Raw genomic sequence first — 21559 nt, forward strand, 5'->3', positions numbered from 1 at the left:
ACAATTTTATGGGAGAGATAAAAATGCGTGCAGGGAGAGTCATAGATCTATACCGTTATCCGGTAAAATCCATGGGAGGCGAGCGCTTGAATGAAGTTCTCATTTCAGAGCACGGAATCCCCGGTGATCGTTCATTTGCGTTCATGCTTGAGGATGAAAAGTATTTAACCGTTCAAAAGATGCCCAAACTGCTAACCTATCAGTCACAGCTGTCATCTATTCCTGGTAATGTTATTATCTCAAAGGACGGCACTGAATATGAATGGGGAGATCCTTTGCTTTTTGAACAGATTTCTTCCCAATCAGGACGCATACTAAAACAGGTGTCCTTTAACACAGAAAAGGAAAGAGGGGCGTACTGGGAGGATCATGCTCTTATTGTCACACGCTCCTCACTCAAAAAGTTTAGTGAAATGTGCGGGCTGGAGATCCTTGATTTAAGGAGGTTCCGTCCAACTATAGTACTTGACCTTGATGATGATGTACCATTCGAAGAAGAACAGTGGATCGGCAAAGAATTATCCATTGGAGAAGCTAGGTTTAAAGTGAACCAGGGCTGTGAACGGTGTTTCTATATTACAGTTGATCCAGAGGATCCATCCAAAATAAATCCTTCGATTTTAAAAACACTTGTCAGAGAGCGAAATACCATTTTTGGCGTTTATGCCTCCGTTGTGAAAACAGGAAGCATCAAAGAAGGAAGCGAAGTTATTGTTCATAATGATTAATGATTCTCGGTTTTCCAAACACACAAAAAAGGAAGATGCTCAATGCATCTTCCTTTTTTATAATTCATTTTCAGCGCCGTTCTTAATGTATATAATTTTCCCTGCCTGCTACACTTATCCATTCGTACTGGCGGACTCTTACCTCGAACAAAGCCAATGGGTCTCGGTACATTTCCGGATTAGTCCTCATTCTATCAAGTTTTTCCTGATCCGTTTCGGTTTCTGCCTTTGTTTCTGTGATTGCACTATTCAAAACTTGGATCGGGTCTCGGAAGAATAATTCAATATCGCGTTCCAGTGATTTTTCAAACAGCTCAAACTGCTGAAGGAATTTTTTAATCACCGAATCTGTAGTTTCTCGGTAATCCTCCGTCTCAACAAATGATTTATATTTGTTATAAACCATCGAATTATTAACACCAAACAGTCTTCCAGCACTTTTTAAAAGAAACTGGCCAGGCGTATTTCGAAGCAGTATATTTTCTTTTTCAAACTGAACTCCGTTTGTCATTCGGTCTGCATCCCGACGCCAGTCATCAATCACTCTGAAATCACATTGAAGTTTGATTCGCTCTTCCCCGTACAGGGTATTAAATCCCTCGCTCATTTCATCCAAATAAATTTGCGTTTCGGTAAATTCATTATTGGATTGCTGAATCCACTCTTGTAATCCCTGATAATATTTAGGCATTATGTTTTCTTCGAGATATTCCCTGATGCGCCTATTCATTTCATCGTTCAATTCTATGTGAATTTTGCCCAAATCACTTTGTTCTGTAATTAATTCAGAAGTATTCTTCAATAGTCCAGGAACAGTATTGGAAATATCAGTTTTAATTTCATCTTTTAAGGCCTTATACGATTTGGTAATATTTCTTTTCTTTTCCACTTCGATATCATCGAGTTGGTTTACAGCACCATTGAGCTTGACAGACATATCATTATTCCATTTGATCGATTCAACAAGATCATTTTCCAGTGCAATCCGATCCTGAACAAGATTTCTTATCGTTTGGCGTACAAAGAACAGTAGACGAGCTGTCCTGCCTTCATCAGAAATCGCCGCACCAACGCTCGCTTTAATAAACTCCGACAAATCCTTCAGCTGTTTTCCGCTGTCGTACTCCTTGGAAAAAGCAAACACCTTGGAGTTCGGGAAATAGTGGTTAATTTTTTCCCATGTATCTTCTGCAACTGCCCGTGCGTCTTCTTCGTTCTCTACTATATCCATCTTATTCAGCAGAAAATGAACCGGAATTTCGGGAGCAAGCTCTTGAATATAAGAAAGGACACTACGCTCTCTGTCTGTTAAAGGTGAATTGGCATCCAAGAAAAATAGGATCGTATCTGCAAGATGCAGATATTTTACTGTTTCACTTTTTTCTAATTCCCCATTAAATCCTGGTGTGTCAATTAACGCCACCCTGTTTTCCATCAAAAACTGTGATGGAAGTTTAAAGTCTACGATGGTGGAATTTGACCCCCGCCGTCTTTCTGTACTATCGCGGAAATCAGTCAAATCAGAGATCATCCTTGACTCCGTATCACCAATTTCATCAATTTCAACTTGTGCATGATCCCTGAACATAACAACTGCGGAAGTTGGTTCCTCGCCGAGAATATTTTCACCTAGGATAGAATTGATAAATGCCGATTTTCCGCTGCCTTTCATTCCAGCCAAGAGAAGATGGTTTGTATGGAAATCAGTAAGCTCCCCAATAATCCATCTCATTCGGTTGCCGATATCCATCTGGTGGCCCTTCGCCCAGTTCTGGATTGTTTCAAACATATGAAGGCCCTCTTCAATCCAATTAACCTTTGCACCAGTAAAGTTTAATAGTTTTTCTGCATCTGCACCTGAAGCTGCGCTAATGCTTGAAGGGAATATCTCACTCCATGACAACACGGCTGCCGATGCAAACAGCGCGTGAGAAACATCCGTAATTCTCAGCCAGTTTTCAAGCATAACAGGAACCAAATCCTGAATTTTTTGGATTAGGAATCTTCCATCTATTAAAGCAAAATATGCCTCCTGGAATTCAGCAGATAATGCCTGCCAGTTACCTTCCCTGTTCATATCTAACGTTACCAGCAGCTGATTAATTTCTTTAAGCCAAGTAAAGTAATTATCCTGGTCTTTGTAATTTTCCCAAAGCGATACAGCCAGCCTTTCAAAACGTTTTTGGTCAATCTCAAATAGAACCAATAATGCCTGAAGGAAATACTCCGGCGAATGATTTCTTGCATATCCGCCTTCTACATAAGAATTCAGAACATCAAACCAATCAAGGGATTCTGTCCTTATTGCCTCAAGAACAGCCAATTCAATGGCATTATTCCAATCTTCTTCTCTTTCAAAAAAGGCTCTGGCTATTTCTGTAACATTTGGATAATCCGGATTAGCTGAAACCGTCCTTTTGATGATGCTTACAGCTGGTTCCTGTTTGCCGCGCTCTATGTAAAGAGAAAATAGCTGCAACGCTACTTCAGTTTGTAAGACTTCATTGTCAGTCTCAACTGATTTATAAAAATCCTCCGCTACTGAAAACTGCCCCAGCTCATAATAGGCATCTCCAATGTTCTTTTTTGCCCAAGGTTCTAAATCGTTCGCTATATTTTCCCATTTAAAGATAGCTGATTCAAAATCCCTATTAAGAAAGTAAACCTCTCCCTGCGCAAAGCGTATGTTCGCAAGTTCAGGAAGCTCTTTTTCCTGTTCTTCCTGGTAGGCTTCGCCAAGTACCTGGATAGGATGGCGCTTCTCATTCTCTTCCATAAACGATTCATAGTACGCTTTCTGGATCAACTGATTTTCCAAAGTAGTTACCTTCCCTTCTATATAAATATAAGGGTGCCTAGAGGCCCTTATCCCCAATACACAAATCATCATATGGGTTCTCTTTAAAAAGAATACCTAAATATAATTCGCTGCCAAATTAAGATATAAGTCTCATATTTTATTATTCTACCAAAACTTTTATCCCAAAAGGTTTCAGCAAGCTTTCAATTTAGCAACAGTAATGTTTCGAAACATTTATATTTACCCATTTTACACAGTTTATAACATAGGTTTTTTTTCCTATATAAAGTCCGAACATCTGCCAGTATTCTTTTAGGTTTTAGTTCAAAACCCTTACCTCTTAAACTGTAATAAAAATAAAGTGTTGGAGTTAACTGTAAATATTGTGGCGATTCTGTTGCAACTTTTACTACATAGTCAGTGATATTTAACAGCATAATTGAATTAGCATTCTCTCAAGCCTATACTGATAATAATCCAGTCCCGAGAGGAGTTTTTTCATTGGCAGAACAATTTAGAGCTTTAATGGTAAATAAAAGTGAAGATGATTTTTCACTGAAAGTCAAAAGAATTTCCATAGAGGATCTTCCAGAAGGACAAGTAACCATTAAAACGGCCTATTCAAGCGTCAACTTTAAAGACGGTCTGGCGAGCATTCCAAATGGCAAGATCGTCCGTTCCTATCCGTTTATACCAGGAATTGATTTGGCAGGTACGGTGGTTTCTTCGACTGTTCCCCGTTTCAAGGAAGGCGACGAAGTAATTGCTACCAGCTATGAAATTGGCGTTTCCCATTATGGAGGCTATAGCGAATATGCCCGCATTCCAGCAGAATGGGTAGTACCCCTCCCAAAAGGATTAACCCTTAGGGAAGCTATGGTTTATGGAACAGCTGGCTTTACTGCCGCTTTATCTGTTATGAGGCTTGAAGAAAACGGCTTAAGCCCGGAAAAAGGAAAAGTACTTGTTACGGGAGCAACTGGCGGAGTTGGCAGCATTGCCGTCTCTATTTTGGCCAAGAGAGGCTACGATGTCACTGCCAGTACTGGCAAACAGTCCGAACATGAATACCTGAAACAGATTGGGGCTAAAGAAATTATTTCGCGTGAAGATGTGACAGGAGATAAATTCAGACCACTTGATAAGCAGCTTTGGGCAGGCGCAGTGGATCCTGTTGGGGGAAAGACTCTTGCTTCCATTCTTAGTAAGACCTCCTATAACGGATCGGTAGCAGTAAGCGGACTAACCGGCGGGACCGATGTTGCAGCTACTGTGTTTCCTTTTATCCTCAGAGGCATTAACCTCCTTGGCATTGACTCTGTTTACTGTCCTATGGAAAAAAGGCTATCTGTATGGGAGAAAATGGCTGGTGATTATAAACCAGAGGATTTATCATCTGCAATAAACGCAGAGGTCTCACTGGAAGATCTCCCTGACTATCTTGCGGCTATCCTTAAAGGGGAAGTTCGCGGCCGTACGCTCGTTAAATTTTAATCAAAAAGAGGTTATCCTACTACAGGATAACCTCTTTTCACATTGACCGCTGATAATTAGGGACAAATCCTCTGCCCCAAAGACTATATGTGGACTTTGCCTGGCAAATCCACAACTTCGGTAAACGAATGCCTCTCTTGATGATGGAATATCCATTATGGAGAGCTTTTGTCTAAGCTAAACGGATATGTCCATTAACATCTTAAAATCTCAACGGAATCACAGAGGTTTTTATCTGGACCCCCTCAGGTGATTCTGTATCATAGCCAAGAGTGCTTAAAAAAGTATCCAGCCCAAGAAAGGCATTATCCATTTTATTAGTAGGCCCGATCCACACCTCTTTTAAGGGAAGCTTGGTTTTATCCCCCAATATATCTTTAAAATTAAGTTCGATAAATGGGATAATGACACCTTTTGAGGTTCTGAATTTTACATCGGTTTTACGGTGGTCATCAAAATTCTCTGGAAAGAAGGCTATCCGGTATTCTTCTTCCTGTTTAAAAGAGGGATGTTTAAAAAAGTAACTGTATTTCAAAATACGCTCCATAAACTTTTCTGTAATGGTATCCAGGGCCTCCTGGGAGAAATTTGCCGCCGTTTCCCAAATGCTAAAAAACTCTTTATATTCTTCCCTGATAATTTCCTCCTGAACTTCTTCATCATAAATCACGTAGCCGCTGATATAAGCCTGCGGATAACGGTATTCAAGAATTTCGTGCAAATAGGAGGACTCAAGGCCAATATTGTAGCCATCAAAGCTTGAATAGGAGGACCAATTTGTTATTAAGTCAGAAATATCTGTTAGGGACAGTACAAAGCATTTACTTCTATGGTGCATATTAAAATAAAGCCCGTTTAGAATCCTGAAGATTGCATCTTTAAAGGAGAGCTTCGGTTTATCCTCCCCTTCCTGTATGGCAACCTCCTCAATAACTTTTTTTATATGTTTTAATTCCGAGGTATCGTTTAAAAACTCGCTTCTCGTCCCCCAGAAGTAGCCTGTATTGATAATCGCATATAAGGCCTGCAAATTCGTATAATGATAAAGCACTCCATCAGTTTTCTTCCGAACTCTTAAATCCCTTTCCTCACTCTTCAGCAACGCTTCGAATAGATTCATATACCATGCTCCCATTCTTTTGGAAAATCGCTACCCCTTTTATACCTCCATTTACCTCCGTTCAATCAACTCTCTCTTTTCTTTATAAAAAATATATTAATCTTTTTCATAAAAATAACTCATGTTAGGAAAACTCACATATTATGTAGTATAATGTGCAAAATATACCGGACTAAGGGTGATGATATGGAAAACAGTCTTTCCTACAAAGACAAGAAGGTTATCAGCATTGGAGTAGTCAGTGAACTAACAGGTCTTTCAGAGCGCCAGATTCGTTATTATGAAGAAAGAAAACTTATATTTCCTGAAAGGCCAAAAGGCGGAAGCAGAAAATATTCCTTTGCAGACGTGGAATTGTTAATGGATATTGCTAATAAAATTGAGGATGGTGTCCAAACTCACGAGATTAAAAAGGAAATGTCCAGAAGGAAAAAGGCAGAGGACGAACAAAGCATCCGCAAAAAAATGATTCAGGGACAGATCAATGCCCAATTCGGCCTAAGAAAATAGCTTTTCCATCAGCTTTCTTAAAATTCTATGTCAGGTTTTCTGACATAGTTATAGATTCCCCCTCTTCTATTATGTGAAAATACAAATATCTTTTTCAAACTTAAAGGGGGAGTTGAATTTGAATACAGCATTTTTGTTAAACAGTCTATGGGTAATGGTAAGTTCCGTTCTTGTCATTTTAATGATTGGCGGATTTATTTTACTGGAAACTGGTTCTACACGGATGAAAAACGCGGGTCATATTGCAGGAAAAACGATTTTGGCATTCGGTATTTCCTCCATTGTTTTTTGGGCAGCGGGTTTTGGACTTATTTTTGGAAAAGGAAACGCACTTATAGGGCTGTCAAAGTTCCTTTACTCAGGCTATGACATAGGAGGCATTCAGCTTTCAGGTTCGGTTTTCTTCATGTTCCAGCTAGCCTTTGCCGGAATATCGTTAACAGTTGCCTTTGGCGGCTTTGCAGAACGGGCAAAGCTTGCTTCATATCTTGTATTCGCACTTTTATTTTCTGTATTTGTTTACCCACCGATTGCCCATTGGATTTGGGGCGGAGGATGGCTTTCTGAATATGGCCAACAGGACTTCGCTGGATCCACTGTCGTCCATTTGACTGGTGCAATGGCGGCATTGGCTGCTACTATTCTATTAAAGCCCAGAATCGGGAAGTTCAATAAAGATGGGTCCGCCAATCAGATTGATGGTCACAATCAGGTTTTTACCGCTTTAAGCGTTCTGCTTCTATGGGTTGGATGGTTTGGATTTAACGCAGGAAGTACTTTATCAGCAGATGCAGGATTTTTTGGTTTTGTTTCGCTTAATACCAACTTAGCCGCAGCAGCCGGCACCATTTCCGCTTTAATCATTTCCTGGATCGTTCTGGGGAAAGCAGATGTACCAATGATGTTAAATGGTTCTCTTGCCGGCCTTGTTGCCATAACTGCTTCCTGTGCATTCGTCGAAACTTGGGCAGCTGTCGTAATCGGTCTTATTGCTGGTATTCTCGTATTCTATAGCATTCGCTTTTTTGAGAAGAAGGGTATTGATGATCCTATCTTCGCTCTTTCCGTACATGGTACAGCAGGGGTTTGGGGTACTTTATCTACTGGCTTCTTTGCTACTAAAGAGCTCGCTACTATCGGAAAACCAGGATTGTTCTATGGCGGAGGATTTGAACAGCTAGGAGTTCAGGCACTTGGAGTGGCGGCAAGTGGACTTTATGCTTTTCTTGTTTCCTATGTTCTTCTTCTAGTCGTCAAATATGTAATAAAAGGCTTGCGTGTAACCGAAGAGGAAGAAATTATCGGCCTGGATATGAGTGAACATGGAAGCTATGGCTATCCTGAACTTCTGCGTTCAGAAAACCTTCAAGGTGACCAAAAATTAAATTCAGTAAATACGAAAAAAGCCATTGTACAATAAACGTTTTGGATCCTATTAAGTGAACGGATTAGGCCGCATTAGCAGCCTCCCATTGAAGGAAGGTGTCTAACTATTGGCTGATTATACCTATTCAGAGATAAAGGAATATCGTCAACAAAGGATGGGTTTAGCATCGAAGGATCATTTTGAACTCAATCGACTTCATGATGAATTGATTAAAAAGGCAGTTGAGATTTCTATAGATCGAATTAAGGAGGAACTGGGGGAACCCCCCACTTCCTTTTGCTTTTTTGTCATGGGAAGCGCCGGGAGGTTTGAACAATCCGTCTGGAGCGATCAGGATCACGGGATTATTTTTCAAGAGGATAGCAAACTGGCACAAAATTATTTTTTAAAGCTGGGGAAAGAAATCGCTCAAGGTCTTTATATTGCCGGTTACCCCTTTTGCGATGGAGGGGTAATGGCCGGGAATCCTTTATGGTGTAAATCACTGAATGAATGGAGTATACAGTTAAAGAACTGGATAAATGAACCCTCATGGGAAACGATCCGTCACTTATTGATTTTTATGGATGGCCGGTCTTTGGCCGGGGAAGATTTATTTATTAAGGAACTTAAACAGGAAGCATGCTCGTTAATTCATAAAGAACATCTATTAGCCCGGTTGCTCGACAACACGATGCTGCTAAAAAAAGGGGTCGGACTGCTGGGACAATTTTTAACCGAAACGCACGGTCCCCATTCAGGATTACTAAATATTAAAGAAAAGGCTCTTTATCCATATGTAAATGCGGTAAGAATTCTTGCCTTGAAGGAGTGTATTACCGATTCTTCCACTCTTTCCCGCCTTCAAAAGCTGTCAGAGGCGTCAATTCCCGCTTCAAAACGCTTGTTATATGAAAAACAATTTTATCAGCTTCTGGACTTTCGTCTTCAATTTGGTGACCATTCGAATTATGATTCGGGTCATTTTCTTTTAGTCAGCAAGCTATCGGCCCATCAGAAGAAGGCAGTAAAGGAAGTTATAAAAAATGGTCCCCATCTTTATCAATTTGTCCGTAAACTTGTTGAGAAGGAACCATAACTATGGGGATGCATGAAATGATTCAGTTTTTCAGGCAAATGTCTGGGAAGCTCGGTTCAAATGTTTATGCAGGTATGAACGGAAATACCGATCCGAAGCATATCTCTTTTATCCGCCAGCTGCAAAAAGAAATGAAAGAAAAAAACCATTTAGGGACAAATCTTGCTAATCTCGAAACCGTTGTTTTCGATCTTGAAACAACCGGATTCAACCCAGATAAAGGAGATCAGGTTATTTCTATTGGCGCTATTAAAATGACCGGTACTGAGATTAAGGAAGAACAATGCTTTTATTCTTTAGTCCGTACGAACTCATCAATTCCTTTACACATAGCTGAATTAACAAACATAACAGATAAAGAGTTACTTATAGCTCCTTCCCCATCAGAAGTGTTACTTAAATTCTATGAGTTTATTGATAGCCATGTTCTTATCGCTCATCATGCGAAGCACGAAAGAGCGTTCATGCAAAAATGGAACCGGGACTGCCTTCGTTCTTCATTTGAACATCGGATTTTGGATACTTCCTTCCTTATCAGGCTGCAGCAGTCCTCCTATAAATCGGAGCCATTGGAGGAGATTTGCAGCAATTGTGGAATTGAAGTTATGAATCGCCACCATGCTCTGCAGGATGCCAAAATGACAGCGCGGATTTGGCAATACTATTTGAAGAAAGCACTTGAAAGCGGCTTTAACAATTTATATGAGGTCTATGATTATCTTGCCAGGCTATAGCCTGGCATTTCTTTTGTTGCTTTTGTTTTTAGGGTCCCTAATTCGGACACGAGGGCCCTAGGATCTTCCAAAGCTGTCTGAATGAGCACCGGATTCGGACACGATGCCCATTGGATTTGCTAAAGCTGCCTGAATGGGCACCGGATTAGGACACGCTGCTTATTGGATTTGCTAAAGCTGTCCGAATGAGCACTGGATTCGGACACGATGCCTATTGGATCTACCAAAGCTGTCTGAATGAACCCTGGATTCGGACACGTAGGGTCTTGGAGTTCCCTAAGCTGTCTGAATGAACCCTGGATTCGGACAAGAAAGTTCTTGAATTTTCATAAACTATACGATTCGACGTTTACTTGGGCCCTATTATGTAGGGGAGCAAATTGCTGGTTATAAAAAAGGGTTGCTTTTAGCATTGATAAAGTTTGAAAAAAGGTTATATCCCCCGAGACCGGGAATAATGTAATAAATATCAAGAGAGGTGTATGGAATAATGCTGTATCTCGATAAAAAACATGACCCGGCTAAAAACAGAAACTTACTTGCTGAGGTTACCGGACAAAGGCTTGACTTAAAACAGGCGCTCGCAGAGACGGATCAGCTTTTTCAGCAAAATAGTGCTGCTCCATCCGTCAGCCTCCCTTCTGCTTCTCCCCAGCCAAAGCTTCCTTTTTTCCAAAGAATAAAAGCCCGAATTTTTAGGTTCTTTTATACTATTAGAGCATCCTCTGATGAACCGATGTTAAATACAACCGTTGATGAAATGGGAAACCCCTGGCCGGAATGGAAGCCTTTGCTCGACGAGGAATACCTACACTTAATGAACATTGTAAGAGAAGTGAATGTAGCCGATTTCGGGGCGGTAGGCGACGGTATTACCGACTGTACGGAAGCCTTTGAAAAAGCATTCGGAAACGGAAGAGTGATTGTGCATGTTCCAGAAGGAACCTATATAACGAAAGGCATTCGGCTCCCTTCTTTTACTGGCTTAATCGGAAAAGGAAAAGGCGTTACCACCATCAAACTCCACGAAAAGGCACCAAAGGGCACCCGCCTTGTGACAAATTTTCATCATCGGAAAGGAAACAGAAATATCCTTGTGGAGGGAATGAGCCTTGATTGGAATGTAGAACGGCTAGGAACTGCAGAAAAAACAAGTACCTGGGGGAACCATTCCAGCTGCCTAACATTTGCGAATGTATCATACGGCTGGGTTAAGAATGTAGAGGGAATTAATCCTGGGCTGCATTGTTTCGATATTTCTTCAACATTATATAATTATTCGGGAGATGGATTCCGCGCACGCGGCGGGAGCCAATACGTCTGGCTTGATTTATTAAACGGTTACGGTTTTGGTGACGATGGAATTACAACTCACCACAGTGACAATATCCTGATTACAAACTGCCATATGTGCGACCCTAGCGGCCGTGCTCATAAAAAAGGTTTTTCCAATTCAAACGGGATTGAAGTGGATGATGGCTCAAAGAATGTCTGGCTGGTTAATAATTCTTCGACCCGATGTTTTGGCGGTGTAGAAATAAAAGCACATGCCACTTCATCAGCAGCCTGCAATGTTCAAATTATTGGCCATTTGTCCGTTAATGATAACCGATCCTATAACTTCAGGCATATTGGCCATCACCAAAGCACAGATCCCGAGTCGAAAACTGCTTACAATATCAAAGCAACTAATCTGGCTGCCCTGGCACCGATTTATACCGATCTTTATAAGGATTCAGAACCAAGGGGATTGGTTGTATCTGCATATAAAAATGTGGCCATTAACCATTTTACCTTAATAGGTGACCCTGAATATGACTACCGGAAGAACCCCGTGATTGCTGTTCAATACAGATCGCGAAATGTCGGGCTCCATAATGTTAACATCCGCCACTTTAAAAAGGCGGGAATTGATATTAAGGTATTCGGCGGCGATAACCATCCGGAAGATGTAGCCATTAACAATATTATTGTTCACGACTCCGCCCCACAGGCTATCCATATTGGATCAGGCATTTTAACAGCATCCATTCAAAATATCAGGGCAACAGGAAAAAACGGAAAAGCGGGACTTGTTGCCGAACAGCCCGGAACTCTCGTTTCCAACTTCCGTGCTGATGGATATAAAGTTTCGGTTTCTATTGCTGGCGACGAGGCAAAAACCATTTCATAAGTATTCTGCAGGATAAAAGGCTCTCCCAATTCATCGATTGGGAAAGCCTTTTATATTCCAATAGCTTATGGTTGCTTCCTTTGCAAGATCACCGGCAATCCTTTTTTAACATTTCCTTGGGCCCCTTTGGCCATATTGGAGGCCTTTCCTTTTCAATATAAAGTTTGTAATTAAAAAGGCCGAAGTACCAAATAGGTACTCAGCCTTTTATTTATTTGTTAAACACCAGGGAACCATCCCGGTGAGTTAACGATCGCCTGCCATAAAGGTTCAGGAACCTCGTGATGGTTAGGATCGTTTTTATCAATTTCCGTAATAATTTCTTCTTCTCTTCCACTTTGTACTTTTTCAACCCAGTCAGGCTCAATAATAAGTTCGCGTGCCAAGGCGATCAGAGGAACACCTGATGCAATTGCCTTTAATGCTTCATCCGCTGTGTAGATGGAGCCTACACCAATAAGAGGCACCCTGTTATTGATTGTGTCCATTAACTGTTCAATCCTTAGTCGATCAAGATCTCCTCCTCTTCTTGGCTTAGAAAAGAAATCCATCAAAGAAACGTGAAGATAATCAAGACTCTTACCTGCCAGAACATCCACTAACGCAAGAGTGTCATCCATTGTAATTCCAGGTGTTTCCGGTTCTTCTGGAGAAAATCTGTAACCAACAATAAATGGGGCGTTTGCGTGCTCTTTCACTACTCTTTGAACTTCATCTACAATAGCTAGTGGAAAAGCCATTCTGTTTTCCAGACTTCCACCCCAGCGATCTTCACGGCGGTTTGAATGAGGAGAGAAGAATTGCTGGATAAGGTATCCGTTTGCACCGTGGATTTCTACTCCGTCATAGCCAGCCTCTATTGCCCTGCGTGTTGTCTCTCCAAAAGCCTTAATAATTTCTTCAACTTCAGATTCGGATAGCTCTCTTGGAACTGGTCCTGACTGTCTATTTGGTGATTGAACTCCGCTTGCACTAACAACATCACCATCAACCAGCTCAGGCGGGCATTCCCGGCCGCCATGGAATATTTGGAGAACTGCTTTTGCTCCCTCCTCTTTAATAGCGGAAGCAAGCTGTTTTAAGCTTGGGATCATTTCATCGCGATCTCCGGCAAATTCTCCTTTAAAACCTTGGCCGTTAGCAGTTACATTAGTACAAGCAGTAATAACCATACTGACACCCTTTGAACGGCGGGCATAGTACTTTACCTCTGCCTCCGTTACAGTGCCATCCGGATTGGATGAAAAATTTGTCATTGGTGCCATTACAATACGGTTTTTTAACTCCATGCCATCTTTTAAAGAAAACGGCTGAAATAAAGAATTATACTTTTGATTCATTTTTGTTCCTCCTTGCTCTCATTGATAAAAATTTTATTCAATCCACCGGACAATATCATCCAGCCGCCTTCCGCTTTTAGACGCGGTTCTTTAACTCTGTAGCCAAAGCCTTTTTATCAGGATCAAATTCCTTGGTGACATGCCTGTATTCCAGTGAATCTGAGATTTCCTGTTTCTTTGCTGTCATGTAGGGCCACATAATCTCTCCCTTCGGATGAGAGAATTTACGATAGCTTTTCCGCTTCAAATATTTTAACTTCATTTGGCGTAGCCAAGTGTTCCTTAATTTCTTTGCCAAAAGCTTTATAATGCTCAGTCTCACGATGGAAAGTGGTGGCATCCTTATCCTTCCATTCCTCCACCATAACAAAGGTGCTTGGATCCTTTACATCTTCATATAAGTGGTAGCTGATATTCCCCTCTTCCGCTTTAGAACCTTCCATTACCTTATCAGCGGCACGTAAAAACTGCTGCTTGCTTTCTGGCTTAACCTTAATGAACGCATGAATGATGATCATAACTTTCCCTCCTGTTTGTTGGCCAAGTGTTATTATCCACTAAAAACCATGCTTTTATATGTAAACAACCTTAAAACAACAAGCTTGTTGTTTACAAACTTTCTGCCTAATCCGTTTTATTTGCGAAAAGGGACAGTAGACCTTTTTATTTTTACATTCCTGCACATGGCTAAACACTTTTTATACAGACGGTATATAAAAATATAAATTCTGAGCAGACAAAGAAAAGAAGCCTTCCCAATAGGGAGGCTTCCCGACATTTATATTATTGCTTCCAAAAACGAAGCAGGAATAGATTAACAATGGCAAGGGTAACGAATATACCTGCGAGCTTATGATGAAGTGAAAAGAAGAAGGCACCTGCAGCAATGGAGAAAATCAATAACTCAAGCAAAGTCCGATATATACCTGTTATAGGATAAGGAGCGCCCGGCGAACCAAAAGTACCCCAAACAACAGTAAAGGCCAACGGAGCTCCTATCCCCAGGAGCCATTTTAATGCCACTCCGTTACCAGTATGGAATCCCCATATTCCGAGCGCTGCCAATGAAGCAAGCTCCAACAAAAATCTCAACGCCAGATTCCCTGATTTAATCACTTCCACCATTTTCTCCTCCTAACCTTTCCAAACCTCCAAGAAAGGACGAAATAATAAGCTCCAGACTTTTATCCGTATCAAGCGCAAGGCCAAAGCCTCCCTTTTGTTCAAGCATTGAAAAACCATGCAGAATGCTTCTTAGTCCGCGAACGGCATGCAATGAAGTATCCCCTGCCAGCCCATAAACCTGAAGCAAACTTACCGCCAGTTCAACTATTTTACTTCCCGCCCGCTGTACTTCATCATTTTCTGGATATGGGGCTGACAAGGTTGCCTCATAGAGACCTGGATGCTTTCGCGCAAAGTTAATATAAGCTTTACTAACGTTTAATATCCTGTTTTCTCCCGAGCCGCCGATTGTGTGTTCTTCAAGTGCTTTGTATAACCGTTCAATTCCATAGGCAGCCAGTTTTTCACGTAAATCTGCAAGCCCGTTGAAATGGTTATATAGAGAGGGAGGACGGATTCCTAGCTTTTTTGCTAGGGTTGCTAATGTGACCTCAAGGTAACTGTATTCATCTGCAATATTCGCAGCTTCTTTTAAAATCGCAGGTAAATCTAATGCATGTTTTGGCCTCGGTGACATCTTACTTACTCCCTTTATAATTTCATCTCAAATCGGTTAATGACCTTTTCCATTTCTGATTGCGGATTTTTGATCATCTCTCCATGACCAACAGCAAGTATTGAAGGCTGATAGGAGAGAATCTTTTTCGAACTTTTTAATGCCGTTTTTTTATCCCAAGTCCCGAATGCAGGAAAAGGAAACCAAAACCTTTTGTCTCCAGCAACAGCCATGCCCCCTCTTATTTGAAAGGCATCTCCGGCAATAAGGGAGTTAGAACGTGTATCAATAAAAGACATAGAACCTGGTGTATGGCCCGGAGTTTCTATGGCTAAAAGCGATCCGATCCGGTCACCTTCTTTAACCAATATGTCCGGCTTGGTTTTAAGATTTTTAGGAACCCCACCTTTAATAGGTACTTGAGGCTCTCCCGCTTCTAAGGATTTATCTCCGTCCATTATCCTTGCATCCCTTTTTGATATATAAACTGGTGCATTGGCAAATTCGGCTTTTACAGCATCCAGTGCTCCTACATGATCTTCATGAGCATGTGTAAGTACAATTTTTGTAACGGGTTTCCCAATTCTCTTTACCGCTTGGAGAATGCCCTTTGCACTAAATGGCATTGCAGCGTCAATAAGCGTCAGCCCCTCTTCTTCCTCGATCAAATAACAATTCACCGGGAAAAGTCTAGCCAGAGAAGTTAATTGATATAGATATCCTTCATGTATGACTCTCATTAAAACACACCCCTTTAACTAATCTTATTAGTTTTATTTTAACTAACACCATTAGTTAAGTAAAGGTTTTTTTTTCCAAAAGTAAAAGAGGGCTATTTGCCCCCCCTTTTTCAAGATATATATTACTTAACAGTGGAAAACTTCTTAGCAGCATTGAAAAAACATCCGTGATAGCCCAGCAATCACTTGTTGATCCCCTATAACCAACATCTTAACTTGACTGGTATGAAAGATCTGTTTAATAATTTGATTCGTATGCTTTGTCCAACCGACAGAATGGTATACTTCTCTCATTCCTTCTGTATCTTCATGGGAAAGGCCGATATGGATTTTAATATCCTTTTGTCGGTTCATCCTGTAATTACTCCTAAATTTCTAATGCTTTTTTACTATCTACTATGGAACTGATGTATTCTTCCTTCAATATGGAATAAACGTGAAGGTCCCAGTGCTTCCCCTTAATTTTCATCCCTTTACGCAGAATGCCCTCGTGTTTCATACCCGCCTTCTCCATGACCCTTGCCGAACCAATATTTTCGGTAAAACAGCGGGCCTGGATTCGCACCAAATCCATATTTTTAAATCCAAAACCTATTAATTCCTTAGCTGCTTCTGTTGTAATCCCTTTCCCCCAGTATTTCGGAGAGAGCACGTACCCAATTTCGGCACTGTTTTGACCCGGATTCCAGGATACAAAGTCGATTGTTCCTATCATTTTATGATTGTCTTTATATTCAATAGCCCAAGGAGCTACTTTTCCATTTAAATATTGATTTAAAACAAAGCCAATAAATTCTTTTGTATCGTCTAAAGATTCATGAGCATCCCAGGTTACGAAGCGGGAAACTTCTTTGTTTGAACAATAATCAAACATATCATTCAAATCCTGAATTGTTACCTTTCTCAAAATCAGCCGTTCTGTTTCCAGGATTGGCAAATCACTGTATATTTCGCCTGCTTCCATGCTTCCACCCCTATTTTTAATTTTCTATTATTATACAAAATTTTCTAAAACGCGGGAGTTGTATTTTAAAAAATTGATAAATTTATCCAAAAGGGGGACATCTGATATGGTACAATTTACTTATATAGGAGGCGATTATATGGAAACCGGAAACCAGAATTCTTGGTTTTACGTCAGAAATCGTCAGCAAGAGGGACCAATCAGTTTATTTGAATTAACTAAAATGTTTGAACAAGGTGTGCTTGACCAAAATACCCTTATTTGGACCAAGGATATGCACGGCTGGAAATCTGCCGGATTACTCGATCACCTCTCCCCTTTTTTTAATAACACTATCACCTTAGAAACTCGTCAGGAAATTCTCCCCCTTAATTGCCTATTTGAATGGCATTCACAAATCAGATATATTGCCAGGATGTTTGATCTTACTATATTTTCATCACTAGTCGGCATTTTTTTAACCATTTTCCCATCTCATTATTTATCTGAAATTTCCTTTGCGTTTTTAGGATTGCTCATTCTTTCACTTTGGGCAGCAACAGAACCTATCATTCTTTTTATCTTTGGCAATACACTTGGAAAGTCTCTTCTCAATACGAGGATCCGCAGCATTACTGGAGAGCCTTTGGATTATTTAACTGCGTTTAAAAGAAGTGTTTATATCGCATTATCCGGAATGGGGTTAGGAATTCCTTTCTTTAGTTTCCTATTTTCAATACATTCACATTTCAGAAGGACTAAAAACGGCATGTCTCCATGGGATGTAAAATACGGGACAATTATTCTCTACGGTGAAACCAGCATTGGCCGTATTTTATTGGCTGCTCTGTTACCTGCTGCTTTATTTTGTACTGGTTTTATTTTCGGGAAAATATAAGGAATTTTTAAAAAATAATAACCAGCTAAATATATGAGTACCCTTCAATCATGATATGATGATTATAGTTATTTTTTAAGGAGATGAAGAAACTTGAAAAATGAAATCATTGAGAGATTTACTACATACGTAAAGGTGGACACCCAGTCCGATGACAACAGCGAAACATGCCCCTCAACTGAAGGCCAGCTAACGCTTGCCAGAATGCTTGTAGATGAGCTTACATCCATCGGTATGAATGAAGTAACCATGGATGAAGGTGGATACGTTATGGCGACCCTTCCTGCCAACACCGACAAAGAGGTTCCTGTAATCGGATTTTTAGCCCACGTAGACACAGCGACTGATTTTACAGGAAAGAACGTTAAACCCCAAATAGTTGAAAGCTACAATGGTAAGAATATCACTTTAAACCAAAGCCAAAATATTGTGATGACAACTAGTGATTTCCCGCAGCTTCCTGATTATAAGGGCCACACTCTTATCACAACAGACGGTACTACTCTTCTTGGAGCCGACAATAAAGCAGGAGTGGCTGAGATCATGACAGCAATGGATTATTTGATCAAACATCCTGAGATTAAGCACGGAAAAATCAGAGTAGCGTTTACTCCGGATGAGGAAATCGGTAGAGGTCCGCATAAATTTGATGTGGCAGCGTTTAACGCAAAATATGCTTATACAGTTGATGGCGGTCCCTTGGGAGAACTCGAATATGAAAGCTTTAATGCGGCTTCAGCCAAAATAACAATCAAAGGAACTAACATTCATCCTGGAACAGCTAAAGGAAAAATGGTCAATTCCATCAAAATCGCCACGGAATTAAACAGCATGCTTCCTGCAGAAGAAGCCCCAGAGCATACAGAAGGCTATGAAGGCTTCTATCATCTTCTTGGTTTTAATGGAGATGTAGAAAATACAAAGCTTAGCTATATCATTCGGGATTTCGAACGCGAGAGTTTTGAAGCACGCAAGGAAAAAATGGAGTCTATTGTGAATAATTTAAAGCAAAAATATGGCGAAGACCGTCTGCATTTAGAACTAAAAGACTCCTACTACAATATGCGCGAAAAAATCGAACCAGTGAAATTTATTGTCGATATCGCACACGAAGCAATGGAAAAGCTCGATATCAAACCGATTATCAAGCCTATTCGTGGCGGTACAGACGGTTCGCAGCTTTCCTATATGGGCCTTCCAACACCAAACATATTTACCGGTGGTGAAAACTATCACGGTAAATATGAATTCATTTCTGTAGATAACATGCTAAAAGCTGTAAATGTTATAATCGGAATTGCTGAGCTGTTCGAACAAAAAGCGTAAAAGATACAGGCCGCCCCTATTGCTGGGACGGCTTTTTTTGTGTTCTGTTTTTAATATAAGGCAAGTTAATGAACTATTTTTGAATTATGTGTAGTTTCTTTGGACTTGGAGATATTGGAGGGTAAGAAGAGACTTCGGATATATCATAAGGAGGCATTATTATGAGTATGGACCAATATAAATTAGGTCATGTCAGACTTGCCCTAAACAAACTAATAAACGGACTTGAATTAGAGAATAGCGATGCACAGAGGGAGGTTGCTTTCGTATTGTCATCAGCATTATGGACCGTTGAAAAGCTTGAACTGGTACGTAAGTCTTAAAATAGCACCTTTATAGACTTTCACTTACTTTAGAAGAACCTTGTCCAGCTTCTGAAAAGAAATACTTAACTTCTAAAGAGTAATGCAGAACTCTTACTTCGGAAAGAGAAAAGCCCTTCTCTATGAAAGGCTCTTTAATGATTACATTCCTTCTGTCTTTTTTAAGGGAAACGGATATTGAGGAATTTTTGCACCTTTTTTCGTTTCGCTTTTCCTAAAAGCAAGCCAATAAGCGAGCCCCACAAAAATACTTCCGCCGACTGCATTTCCTAAGAAGACAGGTATGAAGTTGTACAGGTAATCGTTCCAGGTAAAATGACCTGCGAAAATAGCTGCTGGAATGACAAACATATTGGCGACAACGTGCTGAAAACCAATTGCGACAAAAGTCATGGTAGGAAACAAAATTCCTGCAATTTTCCCCATTATATCTTCTGCTCCGTAAGACAGCCAAACAGCCAGGGCTACAAGCCAATTACAGCCAATTCCTGATAAAAAGGCCTGCATAAAGTTTGCTTCGAGTTTATGCTGAGCAATACTGACTGTCTTCTCCAAAAACGGTCCCGTTTCTGTCAGCCCTGCCAAATGTCCGAAAACATAGGCAACAAAAATGGCCCCGATAAAGTTACTGGCAGTTATAACAAACCAGTTCTTTATGACCTCTCCAGATCCAATCTTTGCAGCAAAACGAGCTAAAGGCACCGCCATCATGTTTCCCGTTAACAGTTCTCCCTCAGCCAGGAGCGTAAGAATTAATCCAATGGGAAAAACGGATGCCCCTATTAAACTCCCCAAGCCTTCTATAGGTCCCTCCAATCCGGCTGTCACTCTTATAAAAAGCAGATATCCAAGAGCAATGAAGGCACCTGCTTCAAAGCCAAGAATAAATTTTTCACGGAAAGGATATTTCACTTTTTTCACACCAATATCAATAGTAGCTGACATTACTTCCTCAGGTTTCTTGAAGGCCATACTCTCTCAAGTCCTCTCACTTTCATAATTTGTGAAGTTCTTCACATGTTTACATGCCTATTTTACCGCATTACCCCTTTTCAATCGTGTGAACATTTTTCTACCTTTTATAAAACGCTTACATTTTTTCCTCCAAAAAAAATTTTTTTTGGACTGTTTCCTAACCTGACAACAATGTAAACGCTATCATTCATTTCAGACTGTTTTGAATTATCAGATTATATGTTGACCGCATTTTTGAATGGTTGTATTATTAACGACAATAAGAAAAACATCCATTAACCTTGAAGCCTTTTTCCATGACTTCGGTATAAAAAGATATGGACAACAAGGCTGTTATTTTAAACTTTTATTTTAATCCTTTAAAGCTGTTATTTATTAAAGATTGGAGTTGTTTCAACAATGACAAGTCAGTGGATTTTTCTTGGCGGTAAATTCGTCAGGAAAGAAGACGCAGTAGTATCGGTGTATGATCACGGTTTTTTGTACGGAGATGGGGTTTTTGAAGGTATTCGTGTTTACAGCGGAAATGTTTTCAGACTTGATGCCCATGTTAAACGGCTGTATGAATCCGCCCAGTCTATCAGGCTCCAGATTCCCTACACGAAGGATGAAATGAACCAAATTATCGTCGATACTGTCACGAAAAACAACCTCCAGAGTGCCTACATCCGTGTCGTTGTTTCAAGGGGAGCCGGAAATTTAGGCCTTGATCCTTCTTCCTGTTCTCAGCCTCGTGTAATCGTTATTGCTGAGGAACTGGCTCTTTATCCAAAAGAAATCTATGAACGCGGGCTAAAAATTGCTTCAGTCGCAACCAGACGAAATCGACCGGATGTTCTTAGCCCACAGGTAAAATCCCTAAACTATTTAAATAATATCCTCGTAAAACTCGAAGCCAACCAGGCTGGCGTGGATGAGGCTTTAATGCTGAATGATCAGGGCTATGTTACAGAAGGCTCTGCAGATAATATTTTTATTGTTAAAAGCGGAGTTATCCTTACTCCTCCTGTATATCTTGGAGCCCTGGAAGGGATTACCCGTAACGCTATTATCGATATTGCACGTGATAAGGGCTACGAATTAAGGGAATCACCATTTACACGCCATGATGTTTATGTGGCAGATGAGGTTTTCTTAACTGGTACCGCAGTAGAGGTAATCGCGGTTATCGAAGCAGATGGACGAAAAATAAATGACGGCCTGCCAGGCCCAATTACAACTCATCTGTTGGAGGAATTCAGAAAGGCTGTTGTAACAGATGGAGTATCTTGCTACCCTCCAAAAACACAGGCCGTTTACAGTTAGGAGG

At 40.6% G+C, this 21559-nt stretch carries 21 protein-coding genes; 11 read left to right on the top strand and 10 right to left on the bottom strand.

Going from position 1 to position 21559, the window contains the following annotated elements; all coding sequences use genetic code 11:
- The first annotated feature begins 23 nt into the window (after window positions 1-23).
- Window positions 24-728: an MOSC domain-containing protein gene (locus AC3WR0_RS09375; RefSeq protein WP_492552064.1), complete on the top strand. Its 705-nt coding sequence runs from the start codon at window positions 24-26 to the stop codon at window positions 726-728.
- Between the two features lie 82 nt (window positions 729-810).
- Here AC3WR0_RS09375 and AC3WR0_RS09380 read toward each other — a convergent pair whose 3' ends face one another.
- Window positions 811-3546 carry a dynamin family protein gene (locus tag AC3WR0_RS09380; protein ID WP_492552065.1) on the bottom strand — a complete coding sequence of 912 codons (2736 nt, stop codon included), beginning with the start codon at window positions 3544-3546 and terminating at the stop codon, window positions 811-813.
- A 483-nt stretch (window positions 3547-4029) separates the two neighbouring features.
- Between AC3WR0_RS09380 and AC3WR0_RS09385 the strand changes: the two genes are divergently transcribed.
- On the top strand, window positions 4030-5022 hold the full coding sequence (locus AC3WR0_RS09385; RefSeq protein WP_492552066.1) for an NADPH:quinone oxidoreductase family protein: 993 nt from the start codon (window positions 4030-4032) through the stop codon (window positions 5020-5022).
- A 202-nt stretch (window positions 5023-5224) separates the two neighbouring features.
- On the opposite strand, the gene AC3WR0_RS09390 is transcribed toward AC3WR0_RS09385, so the two are convergent.
- Entirely contained in the window at window positions 5225-6142 is a 918-nt protein-coding gene (locus tag AC3WR0_RS09390; protein ID WP_492552067.1) for a DUF2971 domain-containing protein, read from the bottom strand.
- A gap of 186 nt (window positions 6143-6328) precedes the next feature.
- Here AC3WR0_RS09390 and AC3WR0_RS09395 point away from each other — a divergent pair, with 186 nt between their 5' ends.
- The 5 genes from AC3WR0_RS09395 (at window position 6329) to AC3WR0_RS09415 (ending at window position 12024) form a co-directional block, all read left to right on the top strand.
- A complete protein-coding gene (locus tag AC3WR0_RS09395; protein WP_492552068.1) occupies window positions 6329-6652 on the top strand; it encodes a MerR family transcriptional regulator in 324 nt (107 codons plus the stop codon).
- A gap of 118 nt (window positions 6653-6770) precedes the next feature.
- Window positions 6771-8072 (top strand): ammonium transporter, encoded by a 1302-nt coding sequence (locus AC3WR0_RS09400; protein ID WP_492552069.1) that lies wholly within the window; start codon window positions 6771-6773, stop codon window positions 8070-8072.
- Between the two features lie 73 nt (window positions 8073-8145).
- Entirely contained in the window at window positions 8146-9117 is a 972-nt protein-coding gene (locus tag AC3WR0_RS09405) for a DUF294 nucleotidyltransferase-like domain-containing protein (protein ID WP_492552070.1), read from the top strand.
- Between the two features lie 17 nt (window positions 9118-9134).
- On the top strand, window positions 9135-9851 hold the full coding sequence (locus tag AC3WR0_RS09410; RefSeq protein WP_492552071.1) for an exonuclease domain-containing protein: 717 nt from the start codon (window positions 9135-9137) through the stop codon (window positions 9849-9851).
- Between the two features lie 490 nt (window positions 9852-10341).
- Entirely contained in the window at window positions 10342-12024 is a 1683-nt protein-coding gene (locus tag AC3WR0_RS09415; RefSeq protein ID WP_492552072.1) for a glycosyl hydrolase family 28-related protein, read from the top strand.
- 218 nt (window positions 12025-12242) lie between these two features.
- On the opposite strand, the gene AC3WR0_RS09420 is transcribed toward AC3WR0_RS09415, so the two are convergent.
- The 7 genes from AC3WR0_RS09420 to AC3WR0_RS09450 all read right to left on the bottom strand — a co-directional run bounded on the left by AC3WR0_RS09420 (window position 12243) and on the right by AC3WR0_RS09450 (window position 16749).
- Window positions 12243-13364 (bottom strand): NADH-dependent flavin oxidoreductase, encoded by a 1122-nt coding sequence (locus AC3WR0_RS09420; protein ID WP_492552073.1) that lies wholly within the window; start codon window positions 13362-13364, stop codon window positions 12243-12245.
- Window positions 13365-13588: 224 nt separating this feature from the next.
- Complete coding sequence (locus AC3WR0_RS09425; RefSeq protein ID WP_492552074.1) at window positions 13589-13882, bottom strand: putative quinol monooxygenase; 294 nt, start codon at window positions 13880-13882, stop codon at window positions 13589-13591.
- 265 nt (window positions 13883-14147) lie between these two features.
- Window positions 14148-14489: a YrdB family protein gene (locus AC3WR0_RS09430; protein ID WP_492552075.1), complete on the bottom strand. Its 342-nt coding sequence runs from the start codon at window positions 14487-14489 to the stop codon at window positions 14148-14150.
- Window positions 14473-15066: a TetR/AcrR family transcriptional regulator gene (locus AC3WR0_RS09435; protein ID WP_492552076.1), complete on the bottom strand. Its 594-nt coding sequence runs from the start codon at window positions 15064-15066 to the stop codon at window positions 14473-14475. The genes AC3WR0_RS09430 and AC3WR0_RS09435 overlap by 17 nt, the downstream gene beginning before the upstream one ends.
- Window positions 15067-15080: 14 nt before the next feature.
- Complete coding sequence (locus AC3WR0_RS09440) at window positions 15081-15785, bottom strand: MBL fold metallo-hydrolase (RefSeq protein WP_492552077.1); 705 nt, start codon at window positions 15783-15785, stop codon at window positions 15081-15083.
- A gap of 144 nt (window positions 15786-15929) precedes the next feature.
- Window positions 15930-16139 (bottom strand): hypothetical protein, encoded by a 210-nt coding sequence (locus AC3WR0_RS09445; protein ID WP_492552078.1) that lies wholly within the window; start codon window positions 16137-16139, stop codon window positions 15930-15932.
- Window positions 16140-16152: 13 nt separating this feature from the next.
- Window positions 16153-16749 (bottom strand): GNAT family N-acetyltransferase, encoded by a 597-nt coding sequence (locus tag AC3WR0_RS09450; protein WP_492552079.1) that lies wholly within the window; start codon window positions 16747-16749, stop codon window positions 16153-16155.
- A gap of 139 nt (window positions 16750-16888) precedes the next feature.
- Here AC3WR0_RS09450 and AC3WR0_RS09455 point away from each other — a divergent pair, with 139 nt between their 5' ends.
- From AC3WR0_RS09455 to AC3WR0_RS09465, 3 genes are all read left to right on the top strand, one after another.
- The gene (locus AC3WR0_RS09455; protein WP_492552080.1) at window positions 16889-17626 is read left to right on the top strand and encodes an RDD family protein; all 738 of its coding nucleotides are present in this window, start codon (window positions 16889-16891) and stop codon (window positions 17624-17626) included.
- 93 nt (window positions 17627-17719) lie between these two features.
- Complete coding sequence (pepT, locus tag AC3WR0_RS09460; protein ID WP_492552081.1) at window positions 17720-18952, top strand: peptidase T; 1233 nt, start codon at window positions 17720-17722, stop codon at window positions 18950-18952.
- A gap of 161 nt (window positions 18953-19113) precedes the next feature.
- The gene (locus AC3WR0_RS09465; RefSeq protein WP_492552082.1) at window positions 19114-19275 is read left to right on the top strand and encodes a hypothetical protein; all 162 of its coding nucleotides are present in this window, start codon (window positions 19114-19116) and stop codon (window positions 19273-19275) included.
- Between the two features lie 141 nt (window positions 19276-19416).
- Here AC3WR0_RS09465 and AC3WR0_RS09470 read toward each other — a convergent pair whose 3' ends face one another.
- On the bottom strand, window positions 19417-20247 hold the full coding sequence (locus AC3WR0_RS09470) for a formate/nitrite transporter family protein (protein ID WP_492552083.1): 831 nt from the start codon (window positions 20245-20247) through the stop codon (window positions 19417-19419).
- Window positions 20248-20649: 402 nt separating this feature from the next.
- Here AC3WR0_RS09470 and ilvE point away from each other — a divergent pair, with 402 nt between their 5' ends.
- Window positions 20650-21555, top strand: a complete 906-nt coding sequence (ilvE, locus tag AC3WR0_RS09475; protein WP_492552084.1) for a branched-chain-amino-acid transaminase — start codon at window positions 20650-20652, stop codon at window positions 21553-21555.
- Window positions 21556-21559: the final 4 nt, after the last annotated feature.

This window comes from Neobacillus sp. FW104-15D2 (genome assembly GCF_058790155.1).

Coding starts and splice junctions, on each gene's coding strand:
- AC3WR0_RS09375 (WP_492552064.1), top strand. CDS start 24: ATGCGTGCAGGGAGAGTCATAGATCTATACCGTTATCCGGTAAAATCC.
- AC3WR0_RS09390 (WP_492552067.1), bottom strand. CDS start 6,142: ATGAATCTATTCGAAGCGTTGCTGAAGAGTGAGGAAAGGGATTTAAGA.
- AC3WR0_RS09395 (WP_492552068.1), top strand. CDS start 6,329: ATGGAAAACAGTCTTTCCTACAAAGACAAGAAGGTTATCAGCATTGGA.
- AC3WR0_RS09410 (WP_492552071.1), top strand. CDS start 9,135: ATGATTCAGTTTTTCAGGCAAATGTCTGGGAAGCTCGGTTCAAATGTT.
- AC3WR0_RS09415 (WP_492552072.1), top strand. CDS start 10,342: ATGCTGTATCTCGATAAAAAACATGACCCGGCTAAAAACAGAAACTTA.
- AC3WR0_RS09420 (WP_492552073.1), bottom strand. CDS start 13,364: ATGAATCAAAAGTATAATTCTTTATTTCAGCCGTTTTCTTTAAAAGAT.
- AC3WR0_RS09425 (WP_492552074.1), bottom strand. CDS start 13,882: ATGATCATCATTCATGCGTTCATTAAGGTTAAGCCAGAAAGCAAGCAG.
- AC3WR0_RS09430 (WP_492552075.1), bottom strand. CDS start 14,489: ATGGTGGAAGTGATTAAATCAGGGAATCTGGCGTTGAGATTTTTGTTG.
- AC3WR0_RS09435 (WP_492552076.1), bottom strand. CDS start 15,066: ATGTCACCGAGGCCAAAACATGCATTAGATTTACCTGCGATTTTAAAA.
- AC3WR0_RS09440 (WP_492552077.1), bottom strand. CDS start 15,785: ATGAGAGTCATACATGAAGGATATCTATATCAATTAACTTCTCTGGCT.
- AC3WR0_RS09445 (WP_492552078.1), bottom strand. CDS start 16,139: ATGAACCGACAAAAGGATATTAAAATCCATATCGGCCTTTCCCATGAA.
- AC3WR0_RS09450 (WP_492552079.1), bottom strand. CDS start 16,749: ATGGAAGCAGGCGAAATATACAGTGATTTGCCAATCCTGGAAACAGAA.
- AC3WR0_RS09455 (WP_492552080.1), top strand. CDS start 16,889: ATGGAAACCGGAAACCAGAATTCTTGGTTTTACGTCAGAAATCGTCAG.
- AC3WR0_RS09465 (WP_492552082.1), top strand. CDS start 19,114: ATGAGTATGGACCAATATAAATTAGGTCATGTCAGACTTGCCCTAAAC.
- AC3WR0_RS09470 (WP_492552083.1), bottom strand. CDS start 20,247: ATGGCCTTCAAGAAACCTGAGGAAGTAATGTCAGCTACTATTGATATT.
- ilvE (WP_492552084.1), top strand. CDS start 20,650: ATGACAAGTCAGTGGATTTTTCTTGGCGGTAAATTCGTCAGGAAAGAA.